At 72.2% G+C, this 19,306-nt stretch carries 18 protein-coding genes and 2 tRNA genes; 11 read left to right on the top strand and 9 right to left on the bottom strand.

The window, feature by feature from the left end:
• Window positions 1-77: 77 nt before the first annotated feature.
• The 3 genes from CUT44_RS02400 (at window position 78) to CUT44_RS02395 (ending at window position 2,249) form a co-directional block, all read left to right on the top strand.
• Window positions 78-151, top strand: a tRNA-Ile gene (locus CUT44_RS02400).
• 175 nt (window positions 152-326) lie between these two features.
• A complete protein-coding gene (locus CUT44_RS33745) occupies window positions 327-461 on the top strand; it encodes a DLW-39 family protein (RefSeq protein WP_233221147.1) in 135 nt (44 codons plus the stop codon).
• Between the two features lie 444 nt (window positions 462-905).
• Complete coding sequence (locus tag CUT44_RS02395) at window positions 906-2,249, top strand: hypothetical protein (protein ID WP_146252160.1); 1,344 nt, start codon at window positions 906-908, stop codon at window positions 2,247-2,249.
• A 71-nt stretch (window positions 2,250-2,320) separates the two neighbouring features.
• Here the strand turns inward: CUT44_RS02395 and CUT44_RS02390 are convergent, their stop codons facing one another.
• On the bottom strand, window positions 2,321-3,721 hold the full coding sequence (locus CUT44_RS02390; RefSeq protein ID WP_100200428.1) for a serine/threonine-protein kinase: 1,401 nt from the start codon (window positions 3,719-3,721) through the stop codon (window positions 2,321-2,323).
• 65 nt (window positions 3,722-3,786) lie between these two features.
• On the bottom strand, window positions 3,787-4,338 hold the full coding sequence (locus tag CUT44_RS02385) for a helix-turn-helix domain-containing protein (protein WP_100200427.1): 552 nt from the start codon (window positions 4,336-4,338) through the stop codon (window positions 3,787-3,789).
• 128 nt (window positions 4,339-4,466) lie between these two features.
• On the opposite strand from CUT44_RS02385, the gene CUT44_RS02380 reads away from it, so the two are divergent.
• Window positions 4,467-4,539: transfer RNA gene (locus CUT44_RS02380), tRNA-Ala, on the top strand.
• 151 nt (window positions 4,540-4,690) lie between these two features.
• Here CUT44_RS02380 and CUT44_RS02375 read toward each other — a convergent pair.
• The gene (locus CUT44_RS02375; protein WP_158239556.1) at window positions 4,691-5,377 is read right to left on the bottom strand and encodes a DUF5324 family protein; all 687 of its coding nucleotides are present in this window, start codon (window positions 5,375-5,377) and stop codon (window positions 4,691-4,693) included.
• Window positions 5,378-5,637: 260 nt separating this feature from the next.
• On the opposite strand from CUT44_RS02375, the gene CUT44_RS02370 reads away from it, so the two are divergent.
• Window positions 5,638-6,165: a peptidylprolyl isomerase gene (locus CUT44_RS02370; RefSeq protein WP_100200426.1), complete on the top strand. Its 528-nt coding sequence runs from the start codon at window positions 5,638-5,640 to the stop codon at window positions 6,163-6,165.
• A 195-nt stretch (window positions 6,166-6,360) separates the two neighbouring features.
• Complete coding sequence (locus tag CUT44_RS02365; RefSeq protein WP_100200425.1) at window positions 6,361-7,257, top strand: rhomboid family intramembrane serine protease; 897 nt, start codon at window positions 6,361-6,363, stop codon at window positions 7,255-7,257.
• A 311-nt stretch (window positions 7,258-7,568) separates the two neighbouring features.
• On the opposite strand, the gene crgA is transcribed toward CUT44_RS02365, so the two are convergent.
• Complete coding sequence (gene crgA, locus CUT44_RS02360) at window positions 7,569-7,826, bottom strand: cell division protein CrgA (RefSeq protein ID WP_100200424.1); 258 nt, start codon at window positions 7,824-7,826, stop codon at window positions 7,569-7,571.
• A 148-nt stretch (window positions 7,827-7,974) separates the two neighbouring features.
• On the opposite strand from crgA, the gene CUT44_RS02355 reads away from it, so the two are divergent.
• The 5 genes from CUT44_RS02355 to CUT44_RS02335 all read left to right on the top strand — a co-directional run bounded on the left by CUT44_RS02355 (window position 7,975) and on the right by CUT44_RS02335 (window position 11,895).
• Window positions 7,975-8,715 (top strand): DUF881 domain-containing protein, encoded by a 741-nt coding sequence (locus tag CUT44_RS02355; RefSeq protein ID WP_233221145.1) that lies wholly within the window; start codon window positions 7,975-7,977, stop codon window positions 8,713-8,715.
• 184 nt (window positions 8,716-8,899) lie between these two features.
• Complete coding sequence (locus CUT44_RS02350; RefSeq protein ID WP_100200422.1) at window positions 8,900-9,097, top strand: hypothetical protein; 198 nt, start codon at window positions 8,900-8,902, stop codon at window positions 9,095-9,097.
• A complete protein-coding gene (locus CUT44_RS02345; protein ID WP_100200421.1) occupies window positions 9,094-9,744 on the top strand; it encodes an aminodeoxychorismate/anthranilate synthase component II in 651 nt (216 codons plus the stop codon). The genes CUT44_RS02350 and CUT44_RS02345 overlap by 4 nt, the downstream gene beginning before the upstream one ends.
• Entirely contained in the window at window positions 9,741-11,099 is a 1,359-nt protein-coding gene (locus tag CUT44_RS02340; RefSeq protein WP_233221143.1) for a class E sortase, read from the top strand. Before CUT44_RS02345 ends, CUT44_RS02340 begins: the two co-directional genes overlap by 4 nt.
• A gap of 43 nt (window positions 11,100-11,142) precedes the next feature.
• Window positions 11,143-11,895 carry a class E sortase gene (locus CUT44_RS02335; RefSeq protein ID WP_100200420.1) on the top strand — a complete coding sequence of 251 codons (753 nt, stop codon included), beginning with the start codon at window positions 11,143-11,145 and terminating at the stop codon, window positions 11,893-11,895.
• Window positions 11,896-12,047: 152 nt separating this feature from the next.
• Here CUT44_RS02335 and pknB read toward each other — a convergent pair whose 3' ends face one another.
• The 5 genes from pknB to CUT44_RS02310 form a co-directional block, all read right to left on the bottom strand.
• Window positions 12,048-14,063 carry a Stk1 family PASTA domain-containing Ser/Thr kinase gene (gene pknB / locus CUT44_RS02330; RefSeq protein ID WP_100200419.1) on the bottom strand — a complete coding sequence of 672 codons (2,016 nt, stop codon included), beginning with the start codon at window positions 14,061-14,063 and terminating at the stop codon, window positions 12,048-12,050.
• 123 nt (window positions 14,064-14,186) lie between these two features.
• Window positions 14,187-15,653: a penicillin-binding transpeptidase domain-containing protein gene (locus CUT44_RS02325; protein ID WP_100200418.1), complete on the bottom strand. Its 1,467-nt coding sequence runs from the start codon at window positions 15,651-15,653 to the stop codon at window positions 14,187-14,189.
• Window positions 15,650-17,053 (bottom strand): FtsW/RodA/SpoVE family cell cycle protein, encoded by a 1,404-nt coding sequence (locus tag CUT44_RS02320; RefSeq protein WP_100200417.1) that lies wholly within the window; start codon window positions 17,051-17,053, stop codon window positions 15,650-15,652. Before CUT44_RS02320 ends, CUT44_RS02325 begins: the two co-directional genes overlap by 4 nt.
• Before the next feature lie 13 nt (window positions 17,054-17,066).
• On the bottom strand, window positions 17,067-18,761 hold the full coding sequence (locus CUT44_RS02315) for a Stp1/IreP family PP2C-type Ser/Thr phosphatase (protein ID WP_408646701.1): 1,695 nt from the start codon (window positions 18,759-18,761) through the stop codon (window positions 17,067-17,069).
• 40 nt (window positions 18,762-18,801) lie between these two features.
• The gene (locus CUT44_RS02310) at window positions 18,802-19,302 is read right to left on the bottom strand and encodes an FHA domain-containing protein FhaB/FipA (RefSeq protein ID WP_100200415.1); all 501 of its coding nucleotides are present in this window, start codon (window positions 19,300-19,302) and stop codon (window positions 18,802-18,804) included.
• Window positions 19,303-19,306: the final 4 nt, after the last annotated feature.

The raw sequence follows: 19,306 nt of genomic DNA, 5'->3' as shown, positions 1-19,306 counted from the left end.
CTTCCCGGCACCGGGCGGCATGCCGGGATACGGATTTGGGACGGCGACTGAAGTGCGCTAATCTTTCCGTGCGGCACGGGGCTATAGCTCAGACGGTTAGAGCGCTTCCCTGATAAGGAAGAGGCCACAGGTTCAAGTCCTGTTAGCCCCACAGCGCGGAGCACGGAACCGCAGAAAGGAAGCCCGGAATCCCCCAGGGATTCCGGGCTTCCGGCGTCACCGGGGCGGTGGAGCGGCCGCCCCGGGTCGATCACCGGACGGCCGGTGCCGCCCGGGTATCATCGGCGCCAGTAGGTCCCAACGTCTATGAAGGACGAGGTAGCGCGGTGAAGAAGCTTCTCCTGATCGCACTGGCCGCCGTGGGCGGGCTCCTCGTGTACCGCCAGATCCAGGCGGACCGCGCCGAGCAGGATCTGTGGACGGAGGCGACCGACTCCGTGTCCGCGGGTTCCGGCGTCTGAGAGCGGAACTCCAGTACTTTCGGTGTACTTTCGGTACGAAGCCCCGGCCGTCGGCCGGGGCTTCGCCGTTGCCACCGGTGGACACCGGCCCGGAGGGCCCGCGTCCGGAGAACCCGCCGCGCCCTCCCGCCGCGCCCCTCTTGAGGTGCGGGCCGGTGCGTTCATACGGTGCTTGCCCGGTGCTTGCCCGGTGCTTGCCCGGTGCTTGTCCGGTGCCTGTCCGTTGTCTGTCGGGGGCGCCCGGATCCGTGCGCCAGGAGTGGCGGGCGGTGCGAGGGTGCCTGTGGCGCCGCACGGTGCCCGTGATGCAGCACGGCGCCGTACCGCGGCGGGGGTGCGGCGGTGCAGGATGGTCCGGCGTACGGCCGCCGCCGGCGCGGGGGACGGGCCGCCGGGCACCCGGGGGCGGGGCAGCGGCACGACCGAGACGACGAGGAGTGGCGCGTGGGGATGGGGCGCACGGGGCGCACGGCGCTGAGAGGGCTGGCCGCCGTGGCGGCACTGTGCGCGGTCGCCGCACTGCCGGGAGCGGTGGCGGCGGGCCCGGACGAGCCGCCCGGCTACCGGACGGCCCCGGACGCCGAGCCCGTCCGGGGCGCGACGAGCGGCGCGGAGGCCCCGGAACTCGCACCGGGCATCTACACCGACCGCATCGGCCCGGGCGAGGAGCGGCTCTACGCGGTCGAGCTGGACGCCGCCTCGACCGCCTACCTCTCCGCGATGGCCGCCCCCGGACCCGGTACCGCCGTGGCCGTCCGCGGCGACGGCCTGGCGCTGCGGCTGACCACCGCCGAGGGCAAGGAGTGCGACACCGCCAGGGTGACCTTCGCCGGGAACGGGACGGCCTACCCCATCGGCGACCACACGACCCGCCGCACGGGCGGGAGGGTGGACGCCCGGTGCCGGAAGGCCGGGCGGTACCTGTTCTCGGTCGGCCGCGTGGGCGGGGAGGCCGGCGGTGAGTGGCCGGTCGAGATCCGCCACATGTCCGAGCCCGGCCTGACGGGCGCGGCTCCGCAGCCGCCCGCCGGGGACGCCGGAGGCACCGAGCCGCCCGAACCGTCCGCGCCGCCCGGCGGTGAGGTGCGGCAGGCCGACGGCGGCAGCGGCCCCAACGACGCCGCCGCGATCCGCACCGGGGCGTGGCGGGACCGGCTGCGACCGGGCGAGACCCGTTTCTACCGGGTGCCGCTGGAGTGGGGGCAGCGGCTGTCCGCCGCGGCCGAACTGCCCGCGGCACGGGGGACGTACGCGTTCGTCCCGGGCGCGCTCGGCCTGCAGTTGTACAACCCGGCGAGGGGCTCCGTCGTCGGCGGGAACTTCAAGCCCTACGACGGCGGGCTGACCACGGCCTCGCTGGGCACTCCCCCGGTGGACTACGGCAACCGCTACGGCACCGGTGCCGACGAGGCGAGCGTGCCGGGCTGGTACTACCTGGAGCTGACCCTCCACCGGGACCTGGAGCGGTTCTTCCCCGACGGCGCCGACGTCACCCTGCGGGTGAACGTCGAGGGTGAGGCCGCCGAGGGACCCGAGTACGACGGCGACCTCCGGGCCGCGGGCTTCGGCACCGCCGAGGACGGGCAGGCGCCGCTGGGGCGGGGGAGACCGGAGCAGGGGAGGCCCGCGGCCGACGCGCGGCGTGACGGACACATGCTGATCCTCGCCTGGGCCGGGATCGGGACCGGCAGCGCGCTGCTCCTCGGCCTCGGACTGTGGACGGCCGTCGCCCGCCGCGGCGGGACGGGAACGACCGGTGGCGGGAGGCACGCGGCCCCCTCCCGGTGAGGCCGCTCCCGGGCGGGCTCCGCCCGGGAGGGAGCACGTCAGGTCTGCGTCAGGTCTGCGTCAGGTCTGCGTCAGGTCTGGGACAGCGCCCAGAGACCGACGGCGAGGCAGAGCAGGGCGAGCACCAGGACCGGGACCGCCACCCTGGGCGGCGGGCCGGGACGCCGTGCGCGGGCGGGTGGAGCCGGGTCCTGTGGTGCCGGTGGTGCCGGTGGTACGTGGTGGGACGCCTCGGAGGCCGGAGCGGGCCGGTAGCCCTCGGTGTAGGGCCCCGTCGGGGGTGTCCCGGTGTGGGGCCGGGCCCCGGTGTGGGGGTGCGCCGGGTACGGATACCCGTACGCCGGTGGCTGTGGCTGTGGTTGCGGCTGCGGAGGGGAGTACGGCTGCGGAGGCCGGTCGGGGGCGGCCGGAGCCGTCGGCGGAGTGGCCGGCCACTGCGGGTCCGGCGGCCGTACGGACTGCCCGGTGGACGGCTCCGGCCGCCGGGGCAGCGGCACTCCCCCCGTCGGGGGCGCCAGATGGAAGCTGCCGGTGTCCGAGGGCGAGAGCGGTGCGTGCCCGCCCGCCGCCGCGCCCCGGCCGTCCACCGGTCCCACCGGTCCCTCCGGCCCGAATCCCGGCGGCAGCGGCCCGATGTGGTCGAAGACCTCCACCGCCTCGTGCTCCGCCCCGGTCTCCTCCGGAAGCAGTTCCACGGCGGCCGCCAGCGCCCTGCGCACCCCCGTCGCCGTCCGGAAGCGGCTGTCCGGATCGGGGTTCAGCAGGTTGCCGAGCACCTCCCACAGCGGCTCCGGTACGCCCTCGGGCGCCGGCGGCGTCCCGTCCAGGTACGCCTCCACCAGCCCTTCGGAGTCCGGTTTCCGGCCGGTGAGCAGGTACACCGCCACCAGACCGGCCGCGTACAGGTCGGCCGGGAAGTCCGGTTCGGCGCCCAGTAGCTGTTCGGGTGCGAAGTAACCCGGGGTGCCGACGACGTAGTCCGCCTCGGTCAGCCGTGGTTCGCCCTTGCGCATCGCGACCCCGAAGTCCGACAGCCGCAGATGGGGCCGGCGGGTGCCGGTCGCGTCCAGCAGGATGTTGGCGGGTTTGACGTCGCGGTGCACCACGTCCTCGGCGTGTACCGCCGCCAGCCCGGACAGCAACTGGTCGAGCAGGACGCACACATAGCCGGGCGGCAGCGGACCGTAGTCACCGATGAGATGGGCGAGTGAGCCGCCGCGGACCAGGTCCATGGTGAACAGGACCTTGTCGTCGTCGGCGGCCCAGCTCGTCGGGGCCAGGACGTGGGGGTGGTCGATGCGCAGTGCCTGTTCGCGGACGAACCGCAGCAGGGTGTGCGCGTCGCGCTGCTGGAGGACCTTCGCGGCCACGTAGCGCCTGCGCCGGTGGTCCCAGGTGCGCCAGACCGCGCCCACCCCGCCGCGTCCGATCGGGTCGACCAGCTCGTACCGGCCGCCGAAGATCTCACCCATCGCGCCGCGCCCGCTCCCGTCCCCGCGTCCCCGTGTCCGCCCTGTCCCTCACGCGCCCGTTCCGGTCAGGCCTGGTGAGCCTCGTAGTGCCGGACCGCGTCGGAGGTCTTCCCGGCCCCGTACACCCGCAGGAACTCGGCCAGTTCCGGGTGGCTGGGCGCCAGGGTGCCCGCCGCGTCGATGATGTCGGCCGCGTCCGCGACCGAGCGCAGCAGGGCCTGGATCTCGCGCACCACCCGCTTGACGGTCGTCGCCTGGCCGCTGGAGGAGGTGCCGTGGTTGGTGGTGTTCAGCACGTTCCCCCCGGCGGTGCGGCGGATCTCCTCCATCCGCCGGGTGGCCTCGGCGGCGGTGACGGTGCCCCTGCTGACCTCGCCGGCCAGTTCCTGCAGGGCCTGCACCCGCTGGACGACGGCGGGGTTGCCGATCTTCGCGCGCTGACCGCTCATCAGCTGGGAGAGCATGGGCGCGGACAGACCGAGGACAGTCGCCAGTCTCGCCTGGTTGAGGCCCAGATCGTCGATGAGCCGCCGGAAGAGGGTGCCCAGGGGCTCGCCGTACCACTGACTCTGCAGTTCCCTTGCCCTCGCGGTCGCCTCCTGCTGTGTTGCGTCCATTGCTCTCTCCATGTCTCCCCGTGTCCGCTTCGCTGGAGCGAACTTGCGGAGCATCCTACGGAGACGGCGGACAGGGGGCGATACCCGGTCGGAAGCAACCCGGGACATTGGGTACTCTGGTCGTCGGCGGGGCTTTAGCTCAGTTGGTAGAGCGCTGTCTTTGCATGGCAGATGTCAGGGGTTCGACTCCCCTAAGCTCCACGCCGCACAGGCCCGGTGCCGGCGGACCTCCTGGGTCCGCGGCACCGGGCCTGTTCCTGTTTCCTCCCCGCCGCGCCGACACGTGCCGATGCACGCCGGTGAGGAGGGAAGTGAAGGTCGCGAGGGCGCGGAGGACGGGCGCCGGGCGCCGTCAGCGTTCCTCGTCCGAACGGGACTCCGACCGTGACTCCGACCGCGGAGCGGCCTCGGACGAGACGCCCTGGGTGTCGGTCTCGGCGGACTCCGGCCCGGCCTTCGCGGAGGCCGGGGAGGAACCGTTCGTGGCGGCCTCGGAGACGGTGGCGCCGCTGCCGACCTCGGTGGCGTCCGGGGGCTCGACCAGCCAGTCGGGGTTGGACTGCCGCTCCCACCACTTGAAGACGGCCGTCGCGCCGCCGGCCAGCAGGCCGAACACCAGCATGCCCTTGACGGCCCGGCCGGTACGGGCCCGGCGGGCCTTGCGCCGTGCGAGGCGTCGGATGTCGTCCGCGGTCAGTTCGCCGCGCAGGGCGGCGACGGCGGCGGCGGACCGGGCCAGCGCGGCCTCCCGGGCCGGACCGGCCGCGGCGCGGGCCGCCTCGACCCGGGGACCGGCGAACTCGTTCGCCGTCCGGGCCGCCTCACGGGTGCGCTGGGCCGCCCGGACGGCTGCCGTGTCGACCGCCGGGGGGATCACCTCGCGCACCTGCTCCAGCCGCGGCGCGACGTGCGAGACGTACTGCCCCCGCACGGTGGACCGGGCCTGGTCGGCCGCGAGGGCCACCTTCGGCGCCACCACCTCCGCGGCGTGGCGCACGCTGTCCCTCGCGTTGTCTGTGGCGCTGCGCACGCTTTTCATGCGGGTCACGGGATCTCCTCCTCGTCGGTGGTGTGTTTCTTCCGCCTTCCACTCATGGTCGAGATCATGCCTGTCCGGCGGTGTCGGGGCATGCTCCCGCGGGCATCCGGGCTACGGGGAGCGTGTCGGCGGACCGCGGCGCGCTCCGGTGGGAGGCGCCGTGGCGCGGAGTGCGCCCCGGACGGTGCCGCGCACCGGGTGCCGGACACCGCGGCTGTGCGAGGATCGGGGGGTCCGAACAGACAGATGGAAGGTAGATCGTGGCCGAGCAGCTCCACGCCACCCTGAGGACCAACCACGGCGACATCGTCATCCGGCTCTTCCCGGACCACGCGCCGAAGACGGTCAAGAACTTCGTCGAGCTCGCCGAGGGCAAGCGGGAGTGGACCCACCCCGCCACCGGCAAGAAGTCGACCGACAGGCTGTACGACGGCACGGTCTTCCACCGGGTGATCAGCGGCTTCATGATCCAGGGCGGCGACCCCCTGGGGAACGGCACCGGCGGCCCGGGCTACGAGTTCGCCGACGAGTTCCACCCGGACCTGGCGTTCAACCGGCCGTACCTGCTGGCGATGGCCAACGCCGGCCCGGGCACCAACGGGTCGCAGTTCTTCATCACCGTCTCCCCGACCGCCTGGCTGACCGGCAAGCACACCATCTTCGGCGAGGTCGCCGACCCGGCGAGCCAGAAGGTCGTGGACGCCGTCGCGGCGGTCCGGACCAATCAGCGCACCGACCGTCCGCTGGAGGACGTCGTGATCGAGTCGGTCGTCGTCGAGCGCCGCTGATCCGCCGGTCCGCCGGTCCGCCGGTTCCGCGGCGCCCGGAGCGCGGACCGCCGGATCACGGGACCGGGGAACCCACCGTCCCGCCTGGCCGTAGGACAGGTGGGACGGTGTCCGCCACGCGTGGACCGCACCGGCGGTCCACGCGGTACGCCGGGTCGTCCGGCAGCAGGATCCGAGGGGCGTTGAGGGGTGGCGATGGAGGACGAGCAGGGCCGGCGGCCCGCGCCGGCGTGCTGCTACCGGCATCCGGACCGGGAGACGGGCATCTCCTGCGTCCGCTGTGACCGGCCGATCTGCCCCGACTGCATGATCCCGGCGTCCGTGGGCTTCCAGTGTCCCGAATGCGTCCGCGGCGGCTCCGGCAAGGACGGCCCCGGCGGGGGCGGCGCACCGGGTGCCGTGCGACCGCGCACCCTGGCGGGCGGCGCCGTCGTCGCCGACACCCGGCTGGTCACCAAGGTGCTCCTCGGGCTCAACCTGGTGATGTTCCTCGCGGTGCTCACGTCCGGCGACCGGCTGGTCGAGGCGCTGTCGATGGTGGGCTACGCCTACGACCCGGAGATCTCCCAGTGGGTCGGGGTGGCGGCCGGCGAGTGGTACCGGATGCTGAGTTCCGCCTTCCTCCATCAGGAGGTCTGGCACATCGGCTTCAACATGCTGGCGCTGTGGTGGCTCGGTCCGCAGCTGGAGGCCGCGCTGGGCCGCTGGCGGTATCTGGCCCTGTACCTGCTGTCCGCGCTGGGCGGCAGCGCGCTGACGTACCTGGTCGCCGCGCAGAACCAGGGGTCGCTGGGCGCCTCGGGGGCGATCTACGGGCTGTTCGGGGCGACGGCCGTACTGGCCCGGCGCATGAACTACGACATGCGCCCGATCCTGGTGCTGCTGGCGATCAACCTGTTCATCACCTTCAGGCTCCCCAACATCTCCTGGGAGGCCCACATCGGCGGACTGGTCACGGGCGTGGTCATCGCCTACGCGCTGGTCCACGCCCCCCGCGCACGGCGGGCGGCGGTGCAGTACGGGACCCTCGCGGCCATGCTGCTGGTGATCCTCGTCATCTGCGCGGTCCGTACCGCCGAACTCCTCGGCTGATCCACTGGCCGCGGAACCGGCCGTGGCACCGGCCGTGGCACCGGCCGCGGAGACGGTCGGAGACAGTCACAGAGACAGCCGCAGAGCTGTGGCCATAGGTTATCCACAGCAGGTGACGGATCTTGTGCATGGCGTCGGCGGGGAGGCGGACGGTTGTGCGAAAACCGCGTTTTCCCTGTCCAGCGGGGGCGAAGAGGTTCGCCTACCGCGAGTCACCAGTCATAACGACAGATGGACCGATGAAGTTATCCACAGACCTTCTGAGGTTTTCCCAGGGCTGTGGAAGACCTGTGGATAACTCGGCCGACCGGTTACTTCCACTGGGTGGAGACGACGAACCCCGCCGCGATGAAGCCGAAGCCCACCACGATGTTCCAGTTGCCCAGGGACTCGACCGGCAGGTCGCCCGTCGTCACGTAGAAGACGACGATCCAGGCGAGGCCGACCAGGAACAGCGCCAGCATCAGCGGGGCGACCCAGTTCCGCCCCGAGCCGAACTTGATGTCCGTGGTCTGCTTCTTCGCCGGCGGCGTGAACTGGTCCTTCTTGCGGATCCGTGACTTCGGCACGAGGGACTCTCCTGTCGATGCGCTGCGTGACCGCGCTGGCCCGCCTGTGAGGTCCTCCCCGGCGGCTCCGGGCGGAGGCCCGGGAAGGAGACGCTGCTTGGTTCCGCTAGCGTAGTACCTCGACGCGCCGGAGGGAGACGTGGGTAAGGTGAGAATTTCCCGTTTCCGGCCCGTGCGGCTCGCCACCGGGGGCATCTTCGCCCTGGCGGGGTTCCTCTTCTGGGTGAGCTTCAATACCGCCCAGGGCGCCGATCTGCGCAGCGACGACTCGATGCTGCGGCTGTCCGACCTCATCCAGGAGCGCAGCCACGGCAACCAGGAACTGGAGTCCTCCGTGAGCCGGCTCCGCGGCGAGGTCGAGGATCTCGCCCGGCGCGACAGCGGCGACACCGAGGCCGAGAAGCGCGCCTTCGAGGAACTGGCGAGGACGGCGGGCACCCGGCCGCTGACCGGCTCCGGCCTCACCGTCACCCTCGACGACGCCCCGCCGGACGCCACCGCCAGGATGCCCGGCCTGCCCGAGCCGCAGCCCAACGACCTGGTCGTCCACCAGCAGGACCTCCAGGCCGTCGTCAACGCCCTGTGGGCGGGCGGCGCCCGGGGGATAAAGGTCATGGACCAGCGGCTGATCTCCACCAGCGCGGTGCGCTGCGTCGGCAACACCCTGATCCTCCAGGGCCGGCTGTACTCCCCGCCCTACACGATCACCGCCGTCGGCGACACCGGTGAGCTGCGCGAGGCGCTGGACGCGGCGCCCGCCGTGCGGAACTACCGCGAGTACGTCGACGCCTACGGCCTCGGCTGGTCGGTGGACGAGCGCGACAGGGTGACCCTGCCCGGCTACACCGGCTCGGTGGACCTGCGCCACTCCGGGCCGGTGGAGGACTGAGCGGGACGGCCCGGCGCTCCCCGGCTGCCTCCCGCCCGGTCCCCGTGTGGTCTCCGAACGATCTCCGAATGATCTCCGCCCGGTCTCCGAGTGGTCTCGGACGCATTGGGCCGCTTGGGGCCCCCGGCGGGCCCGCGTACCCGTACCCTGGGGTCCGCAGGAACAGAAGGGACGGCAACACGGCATGTACGGCTGGATCTGGCGGCACCTGCCGGGCAACACGCTGGTACGCGCGCTGCTCTCACTCATGCTGGTGCTCGCGGTTGTCTACACGCTCTTCGAGTACGTCTTCCCCTGGGCCGAGCCGCTCCTGCCGTTCGGCGACGTGACGGTCGACGAGGGGCGGGCGGGACAGCCGGAGCAGACGGGACAGGACCGATGAGCGCACGCATCCTCGTCGTCGACAACTACGACAGCTTCGTCTTCAACCTCGTCCAGTACCTCTACCAGCTCGGCGCCGAGTGCGAGATGGTCCGCAACGACGAGATCCGCCCCGAGCACGTGCCGGGAGCCTCCGGGACGGAGCGGGGAGGGTTCGACGGGGTGCTGCTCTCCCCCGGCCCCGGTACGCCCGAGGAGGCCGGGGTCTGCGTCGACATGGTCCGGCACTGTGCCTCGACCGGACTGCCGGTCTTCGGGGTCTGCCTGGGGATGCAGTCGATGGCCGTCGCCTACGGCGGGGTGGTGGGCCGGGCGCCGGAACTACTGCACGGCAAGACCTCGACCGTCCACCACGAGGGCACGGGCGTCTTCGCCGGGCTGCCCTCCCCCTTCACCGCGACCCGCTACCACTCGCTCGCCGTCGAGCCCGGCACGGTGCCCGCGGAGCTGGAGGTCACCGCGTGGACGGAGACGGATGTCGTGATGGGGCTGCGCCACCGTGAACTGCCGGTGGAGGGCGTGCAGTTCCACCCCGAGTCGGTACTCACCGAGTGGGGCCACCGGATGCTCGCCAACTGGCTCGTCCGGTGCGGCGACGCCGAAGCCGTGGCGCGCTCCAGTGGGTTGGCCCCGGTGGTCGGGGCGTGACGGCGCTGCGTCCGGAGGGCACCCACGGGGAGCGCCCGCCCACCGGGCGCCACCGTGCCGCCGCGGACCCGTACGCCGGGCGGGACGTGTTCGAGGCCGCGGTGGGACGGCTCGCCGACCCGCTGAGCGACCCCCTGCCGGACTCCCCGGCCGATTCCCCGGCCCTCCTCCCGGACGACCCGCCGCCCGTACCGCCGAGCGGTCCGCCGGCCGGGCTGACGACCGGCCTGGCCGCCGGGCCCGTGGCGGGGTCGGGGGGACGGCGGAGGGCGGCTGGCATGCCGCGGCCACCCCGGGCACCCCAGGCACCCCAGGCACCCCAGGCACCCCAGGGTCGGCACGGACGGCCGCGCACGGCCCCCGCCGCACCGGCCCCGGGCGCCGGCGTCCCCGGCGGTGCACTGGACGACGAGACGGTGGCCCTGCGCCAGGTGACGCTGCCGGCGGATCCGCCGCCGGCCGGCCCGCCCGCCGAGCCGCCGTCGGACGAGACGATGACGCTGCGGCAGGTGCGGGACGTCCCCCCGGTGCGCCCCGGCCCGGCCGCCGACGGCGCGCCGTCCGCCGCCGAGCCCACTGCCGAGCCCACTGCCGAGCCCACCGCCGAGCCCGCCGTCGCACCGTCGGACGGCGGCCGCGCCGCGCGGCGCCGGGCCCAGCGGGCGCGGCAGGAGAGCCCGATGGTGGTGGCCAGCCGGGTCCTCGGCGAGCTGTTCATCACCCTCGGCGTGGTGATGCTGCTGTTCGTGTCGTACCAGTTGTGGTGGACGAACGTGATAGCCGACCGCCAGGCGGGCAGCGAGACGAAGAAGCTCGAACAGCAGTGGCAGGACGGGGAGAAGAGCGACGAACGCGACCCCGGCGCCTTCTCCGCGGGCCAGGGCTTCGCGATCATGCACATTCCCAAGCTGGACGTGAAGGTGCCCATCGCCGAGGGCACCGAGGAGGACGGTGTCCTGGACCGCGGCATGGTCGGCCACTACTCCGACGAGCCGCTGAAGACCGCGATGCCCTGGGACGAGCAGGGCAACTTCGCGGTGGCCGGGCACCGCAACACCCACGGCGAGCCGTTCCGCTACATCAACAAGCTCGACAAGGGCGACCCGATCGTGGTGGAGACCCAGGACACCTACTACATCTACGAGATGGCCAGTCGGCTGGACTCGACCCCGCCGTCGAACGTCGGTGTCATCGGCCCGGTCCCGCCCGGGTCGGGCTTCACCGAGCCGGGCCGGTACATCACCCTGACCACCTGCACCCCCGAGTTCACCTCGAAGTACCGGATGATCGTCTGGGGCAGAATGGTCGAGGAACGTCCCCGGAGCGAGGGAAAGCCGGACGCGCTCGTCCGATAGCCTGCGCTCCGTGGCCAGTTGAGGAGAGCGGGCGGTGCGTCGGATGTCGGTGGTCGACCAGGGAGATGACGCGCGGACGGCTTCGGCCCCCGGGCCCGGACACCGGCGCGGCCGCCGCGGCCGGATCGCCGCGGTCGTCAGCGTACTGGGCGAGCTGCTGATCACCACCGGTGTGCTGCTGGGCCTCTTCGTCGTCTACTCGCTGTGGTGGACGAACGTGCTCGCCAACCGCGAGGCCGAGCGCGACAGCGCCGAGGTGCGGGAGAACTGGGCGCAGGACGGCCCGGGCGGCGCGGCGGAGGACCGGACGTACGACGCCGGGGAGGGCGTCGGCTTCCTGCACGTCCCGTCGATGGGCGGGGAGGTGCTGATCAAGAAGGGCACCGACACCGACGAGCTGAACAAGGGCGTCGCGGGCTACTACACCGAGCCGGTGAAGGCCGTGCCGCCCTGGAAGGGCGAGGGCAACTTCTCGCTGGCCGCGCACCGCGACGGGCACGGCGCCAAGTTCCACGACATCCACCGGATGGAGAAGGGCGATCCGGTCGTCGTGGAGACCGAGGACACCTGGTACGTCTACAAGGTCTACGAGATCCTGCCGAAGACCTCCAAGTACAACGTCGAGGTGCTGGCCGGCGTCCCGGAGGTCTCGGGCCGGGACGAGCCGGGCCGGTACATCACCCTGACCACCTGCACCCCCATCCTCACCTCCGACTACCGCTACATCGTCTGGGGCGAACTGGTGCGCACCGAGAAGGTGGACGCCGAGCGCACCCCGCCCGCGGAGATCCGCTAGCGCCGCGCCGGCGGGGCCGTACCGCCGCCCGCCGCGTCCGCCGGCGGCACGCCCCCCGTACACGCCGAGAGGGCCCGACCGGCCGGTGCCGGTCGGGCCCTCTCGGCGCGGGCTCCCCGCGGACGGAGAACGCACCGGGCAGGAACGGGACGTCAGTCGAAGTCGAAGAACCCGCCCGGTTCGCCGTTCCCCCCGTTGCCGCCCGGACCGCCGTTGCCGCCCGGACCGCCGGCGGAGAAGGTGAACACGGTGACCGTGTCGCCCTTCTTGCCCTGGGTGCCCGCTCCCGGGTCGGTCCTGAGGACCCTGGCGTTCTCGTCCTGGGGCCCCTGCACCTGGACCTGGAAGCCGGCGCCCTGCAGCGCCTGCTGGGCCTCCCCGAGCCGCTGCCCCTGGACGTTCGGCACGGTGGCCGGCTCCGCCTCGGGCTGCTCGGGCGCCTTGGCGACGGTCAGGGTGATCGTCGAGTTGGGCGCGGCCTTGGTGTTGGGCGTGATGCTCTGCGAGATGACCGTGTCCGGCTCCCTGGAGGTGTCCTCCTGGTCGGTCCGGACGACGGTGAAGCCCAGCTCCTCCAGTTGGTTCTTGGCCGCCTCGAAGTTCTGGTCGACCACGTTCGGCACGGTCGGCCGCTCGTCCTCCTCGGCGACGGTCAGGGTGATCTCGGTGCCGGGCTTGGCCTTGCCGCCGCCCGCCGGGTCCTGCTCGATGACCGTGCCGGCCGGCTGCTCGGAGACTTCCGTCTCGCGCTTGACCTCGAAGTTCGCGTTCTCCAGCTCCTGCCGGGCCTCGTCGAACTCCTCACCGACCACATCGGGGACCTCGACCTCGGCGGGGCCCTTGGACATGATCAGCGTGATCGTGCTGCCCTCCGGGACCTCCTCGCCCTCCGCCGGGTCGGTCTTGCAGACCGTGCCCTTCTCCTGTGCGCAGAACTCCTCCGGTCCCTTGCTGACCTTGAGCCTGGCGTTGGCGGCCGTCTGCTCGGCCTCGCTGAAGGTGCGTCCGGCCAGGTTGGGCACGGTCGGGTCGCTGTCGCTGGGACTGAAGATCACCTTGCCGATGAAGACGGCGCCGACCAGCACCAGGATGCCGCCGAGCACCAGCAGGACGGTGGACAGGTGGTTCTTCTGGCTCTGGCGCCGCCGGTCGGGCCGCTCGTCGTAGCCGTAGCCGCCGTCGTCCTCGCGCATCGGCGGCAGCATGGACGTCCGGTCGGACGGCGGGGCCGCCGCGCGCAGGGCGGTGGTGGGCTGGTCGTCGGGGTGGTAGCCGCCGTTGTACGCCGCCGCACCGCCCATGCCCATCGCCGCCGCGGCGCCCACCGGCTGGCCGTCGAGGGCCGCCTCGATGTCGGCGCGCATCTCGTCGGCGGACTGGTAGCGGTAGTCCGGGTCCTTCTCCAGCGCCTTGAGGACGATGGCGTCCATCTCGGGCGTGATCTCGGGATCGTAGATGCTCGGCGGCTGCGGTTCCTCCCGTACGTGCTGGTAGGCGACCGCGACGGGGGAGTCGCCCACGAAGGGCGGCCGCACGGTCAGCAGCTCGTACAGCAGGCAGCCGGTGGAGTACAGGTCGGAGCGGGCGTCCACCGTCTCGCCCTTGGCCTGCTCCGGGGAGAGGTACTGGGCGGTGCCGATGACGGCCGCGGTCTGGGTCATGGTCATGCCGGAGTCGCCCATGGCGCGGGCGATGCCGAAGTCCATCACCTTGACCTGGCCGGTGCGCGTCAGCATGACGTTCGCCGGCTTGATGTCGCGGTGGACGATGCCGTTGCGGTGCGAGTACTCCAGGGCCTGGAGGATGCCCACGCACATCTCCAGGGTGCGCTCGGGCAGCAGCTTGCGCCCGGAGTGCAGCAGCTCGCGCAGGGTCGAGCCGTCGACGTACTCCATGACGATGTACGGGATGGAGATCCCGTCGACGTAGTCCTCGCCGGTGTCGTAGACGGCGACGATCGCCGGGTGGTTGAGCGAGGCGGCGGACTGGGCCTCGCGGCGGAAGCGGGCCTGGAACGTGGGGTCCCGGGCGAGGTCCACCCGGAGCGTCTTCACCGCGACGGTGCGTCCCAGCCGGGTGTCGTGGGCGAGGTAGACCTCGGCCATGCCACCCCGGCCGAGCACCGAGCCCAGCTCGTACCGGCCGCCGAGGCGACGCGGCTCTTCCATAGTCCAGCCCTCTCCGTTCGTCCCGGCCGTCTTCCTCGCGGCCCGGCGGTGCTGCTCGCCATACGGTACCCGGACCGTGCGGGAGGCCGGGACGTGACTGCGGATGCGACCGGCGTCCGCCGGTCACCTCCCCCCTTCGAGCGCGGCCTCCATCATGGCCTTCGCCACCGGGGCGGCCAGCCTGCTGCCCGCGATGTCGTCGCGGAGGACGTCGGCGCTCTCGACGACGACCGCGACCGCGACCGGCGAGGAGCCGTCGTCGGCCTTGGCGTAGGAGATGAACCAGGCGTACGGGTTCTTCTCGTTGTTCTCGCCGTGCTGCGCGGTGCCGGTCTTGCCGCCGACGGTGACGCCGTCGATCTGCGCGGTGGTTCCGGTGCCCTTCTCGACGACCGTCTCCATCATCTCCTGGAGCTTCTGGGCGTTCTCCGCGGAGACCGCCTCGCCCAGTTCCTTGGGCTTGCGCTCCTCGACGACGTTGAGGCCCGGCGCGACGAGCCGGTCCATCATGTACGGCTCCATCAGCTTGCCGTCGTTGGCGACGGCGGCGGCGACCATGGCCATCTGGAGCGGGGTGGCGCGGTTGGAGGCCTGGCCGATGCCGGCCATGGCGTTCTGCGGCCGGTTGTCCTCGGGGTAGACCGACTCCGCGGCGCGGACCGGGACGAAGTGCTCCTCGTTGTAGCCGAACTTCTCGGAGTACTCGATCATCTCCTCGTTGCCGACCTCGTCGCTGATCTTGGCGAAGACGGTGTTGCAGGACCACTGCAGGGCCACCCGCAGCGAGGCGTCCTCACAGGGGTGGTTGCCGTCGTTGGGCAGGTCGGTGGTGGACTGCGGCAGCCGGTACGGGTCCGGGCTGTCGGTCTTCTCGTCGATGTCGTCGTACAGGCCGCTCTCCAGGGCCGCGGCGGCCGTGACGACCTTGTACGTCGAGCCGGGCGGGTAGGTCTGCCGCAGCGCCCGGTTGAGCATCGGCTCGTCCTCGTTGTTCTCCTTCTGCAGGGCCCCCCAGGCCTTCTCGTCCTTGGCGGAGTTCCCGGCGAAGGCGGACGGGTCGTAGGAGGGCTTGCTGATCAGGCCGAGGATGGCGCCGGTCTCCGGGTCGATCGCCACGGCCGCGCCCTTCTTGTCGCCCATGGCCTCGAAGCCGGCCTTCTGGACCTCGGCGTTCAGCGTCGTGACGACGTTGCCGCCCTTCTGGTCCTCGCCGGTGAGCATGTCGATGGTGCGGTTGAAGAACAGCCGGTCGTCGTCGCCGGTGAGGATGCCGTCGTAGATGTGTTCCAGCTGGGTGGCGCCGTACGCCTGGGAGGCGTAGCCGGTGACCGGCGCCCACATCTCGCCGTTCTTGTAGGTCCGCTTGTACTTGAAGTCGGTGCCCTCGGTCTCGGTGGAGCCGGTGATGGCCTTGCCGTCGACGATGATGTTGCCGCGCGGCTGGCCGTAGCGCTCGATGGCCACCCGGCGGTTCTTCGGGTCGTTCTTCAGCTCCTCGCCCTGGGCGAACTGGACCCAGTTGCCCCGGACCATCAGGGCGACCATCAGCAGTCCGCAGAAGATGGCGATACGGCGCAGGGGCTTGTTCATGATCGGACCACCTGGGTCATCTCGGCATCGGGGGAGGGCGCGGGGGCGGGTGCGGGCCGCCGGGCGGTGTCGCTGATCTTCAGCAGGATCGCGACGAGTGCCCAGTTGGCGATGACGGACGAACCGCCCTGCGCGATGAAGGGCATGGTCATACCGGTCAGCGGGATGAGGGCCATGACACCGCCCGCCACCACGAAGACCTGGATGGCGAAGGCCGCCGACAGGCCGACGGCCAGCAGCTTGCCGAACGGGTCGCGGGCGGCCAGCGCGGTGCGGATGCCCCGCTCGACGAGCAGGCCGTACAGCAGGATGATCGCCATGACCCCGGTCAGGCCCAGCTCCTCGCCGACGGTGGCGAAGATGTAGTCGCTCTTGGCGGCGAAGCCGATCAGGTCGGAGTGGCCCTGGCCCAGCCCGGCCCCGAGCATGCCGCCGGAGCCGAAGGCCCACAGGGCGGCCGCGGGCTGGTTGACGTTGCCGGTCTCGCGGACGACGTGGAAGGGGTCCAGCCAGTCCTGGACCCGGCTCTGCACGTGCGGCTCGAAGCTGGCCACGGCCACCGCGCCCACGGCGGCCAGGGTGAGGCCGAACAGGATCCAGCTGGTCCGCTCGGTGGCCACGTACAGCATGACGACGAAGAGGCCGAAGAACAGCAGCGAGGTGCCCAGGTCGGTCTCGAAGACGAGGATGAGGACGCTCAGGCCCCAGATCGCCAGGATCGGTCCGAGGTCGCGGCCGCGCGGCAGGTACACGCCCATGAAGCGGCGGCTGGCCAGGGCCAGGGCGTCCCTCTTGACCATCAGGTAGCCGGCGAAGAACACCGCGATGATGATCTTCGCGAACTCGCCGGGCTGGAGGGACATGCCGCCGATGCTGATCCAGATCTTGGCGCCGTTCCTGGCCGGGAAGAACATCGGCAGGATCAGCAGGACCAGCGCGACGACCATGGAGATGTAGGTGTAGCGCTGCAGGATGCGGTGGTCCTTGAGGAAGATCAGCACCCCCAGGAAGAGCGCTATCCCCAGCGCGGACCACATCAGCTGGTTGGGCGCGGCGGCCCCCTCGCCGCGCAGGGCGAGTCTCTCGGACTGGTCGAGCCGCCAGATGAGGACCAGGCCCAGTCCGTTGAGGAGGGTCGCGATGGGCAGCATCAGCGGGTCGGCGTACGGCGCGAACCTGCGCACCACCAGGTGGGCGACGGCCGCGAGCAGCCCGATGCCGAGACCGTAGCCGAGCATCCCGGCGGGCATCTCGCCGTCGATGGCCAGGCCCACGTTGGCGTAGGCGAACACCGGGATGAGCACGGCGAAGACGAGCATCACCAGCTCGGTGTTGCGGCGGCTGGGCAGCCCTCCGGGGGAGATGGTCGTGTTGCTGCCGGTGGTGTGACTGGTGCTCATGGAGTGCGGCCCCCTATGGCGTGGTGCACTGCTTGGCGAGCTTCTGCTGTTCCTCCGGAAGGCTGGGGCCGGGAGTCGGAGCGGTGGAGCTCTGGGTGCTGTCGCTGGCGTGGATGACATGACCGGTGCGGCCGGTACGGGCGGTGCCGCCGGCCGGGGTGCCGGGGGACCCGGCGGCGGGGGACTCGACGGCGGAGGGCTGAACGGCGGCGGAGGACGGGGAGTTCCCGGCCTCCTCGCCCGCTCCGGCGCCGCCCTCCCGGACGGAGCCGTCCCGCCCGGTGTCCCCCGGTGCGGCGTCCTGGGACTCCTCGGCGCGTTCCCGCTCCTGCCGCTGCCGGGCGACGAGCTCGCAGACCTCGGCCTGCTCCGCCAGCCTCGCCAGCCGGGCCTCGGCCTGTTCGAGGCTGTCCATGGAGATCCCGGTCCGCACCTCGTTGCGCTGGTAGGCCGGGAGGTACCTGAGCTCGACCGGGGAACGCTCCTCGACCTCGCTCAGCTCGATCCAGCCGAGCTTCTGGCTGATGCCGCGGTAGATCGCGACCCGGTCGCCCTCGGCCCCGACGTAGTACTGCGTCTGGACCCAGCGCCAGCCGCCGTACAGGCCGCCGCCGATCAGGCCGAGCACCAGCACGAGGTACAGGGACCGTCTGAACCATCTCCAGCCCCCGCGGGGCTTGCTGAGGTCGCCCCCGGCGTACGCGTCGAAGGACCCCTCCTGCGGCGTGTTCCCGTGGCCACCGCTGCCGGGCGGGCCGAACCCCCCGGCGGAGCCCTCGGGCGACTGCTGCTGGGGCACTTGTCCGTGGTCGCCCCGGCCGCCGCGGCCGAGTTCGGCCGCGCGGGCGGCCGGGGTCTGGAGGGTGCCGGGGTCGCCGAGCTGGTGCTGGTTCTCGGCGACGGCGCCCACGATGACCGGGGTGTCGTTGAGCTGCCCGGCGAGGGTGTCGCCGCCCTCGACGTCGAGGACGTCGGCGACGATGCAGGTGATGTTGTCCGGCCCGCCGCCGCGCAGGGCGAGCTGGATCAGCTCCTGCACCGTCTCCTGCGGCCCCTGGTAGCCGGCGAGGGTCTCCTCCATCGTCTGGTGGCTGACGACACCGGACAGGCCGTCGGAGCACAGCAGGTAGCGGTCCCCGGCCCGCACCTCGCGGATGGACAGGTCGGGCTCGACGCGGTCGCCGCTGCCCAGCGCGCGCATCAGCAGGGAGCGCTGCGGGTGGGTGGTGGCCTCCTCCTCGGTGATCCGGCCCTCGTCCACCAGGCGCTGCACCCAGGTGTGGTCCTGGGTGATCTGGCTGAGCCGGCCGTCGCGCAGCAGGTACGCGCGGGAGTCGCCGACGTGCACCAGACCGAGCCGCCGGCCGGTCCACAGCAGGGCGGTGAGGGTGGTGCCCATGCCCTCGAGCTGGGAGTCCTCCTCGACCATGACGCGCAACTGCTCGTTGGCGCGCTGCACGGCGGTGCCCAGCGAGGTGAGGAGGTCGGAGCCGGGGACGTCGTCGTCGAGCTGGACGAGGATGGAGATCACCTCGGAGCTGGCGACCTCGCCGGCGGCCTGGCCGCCCATGCCGTCGGCGACGGCCAGCAGCCGGGGACCGGCGTAACCGGAGTCCTCGTTGCCCTCGCGGATCATGCCTTTGTGCGATCCGGCGGCGAAGCGCAGTGCCAGACTCATGCGCACCTCGCCCGTCGGCTCCGGGTACATCCGCACGGTGCCCACCCTCCGGTCGTCATGGTCGCGTTCACTACTTCCGCAGCTCGATGACCGTCTTGCCGATGCGGATCGGCGCGCCGGGCGGGATCGGCGTCGGTGTGGTCAGCCGGGTCCGGTCGAGGTACGTGCCGTTGGTGGAGCCGAGGTCCTCGACGATCCACTGGCCGTCGCGGTCCGGGTAGATCCGGGCGTGGCGGCTGGAGGCGTAGTCGTCGTCCAGCACGATCGTCGAGTCGTGGGCCCGGCCGAGGGTGATGGTCTGCCCCTGCAGGGCCACGGTGGTGCCGGTGAGCGAGCCCTCGGACACCACGAGTTTGGTCGGGGCGCCCCGGCGCCGGCCGCCGCCGCGGGCGGCCGGCTGCGGCGCCTGGCGCGGCTGGGGCGGGCGCTGGGCCTCGTTGCGCCGGGCCGCGCGCTGGGTCACCCGGGTACCGAAGAGGTCGCTCCTGATGACCTGCACGGTCACGATGACGAACAGCCACAGTACGGCGAGAAAACCCAGCCGCATGACCGTCAGGGTCAGCTCTGACATTGCC

Origin of the sequence: Streptomyces carminius (genome assembly GCF_002794255.1) — a bacterium.
Taxonomy (GTDB): domain Bacteria; phylum Actinomycetota; class Actinomycetes; order Streptomycetales; family Streptomycetaceae; genus Streptomyces; species Streptomyces carminius.
The sequence above is the reverse complement of the archived record's forward strand: the minus strand, read 5'-3'. Positions and strand labels throughout refer to the sequence as shown.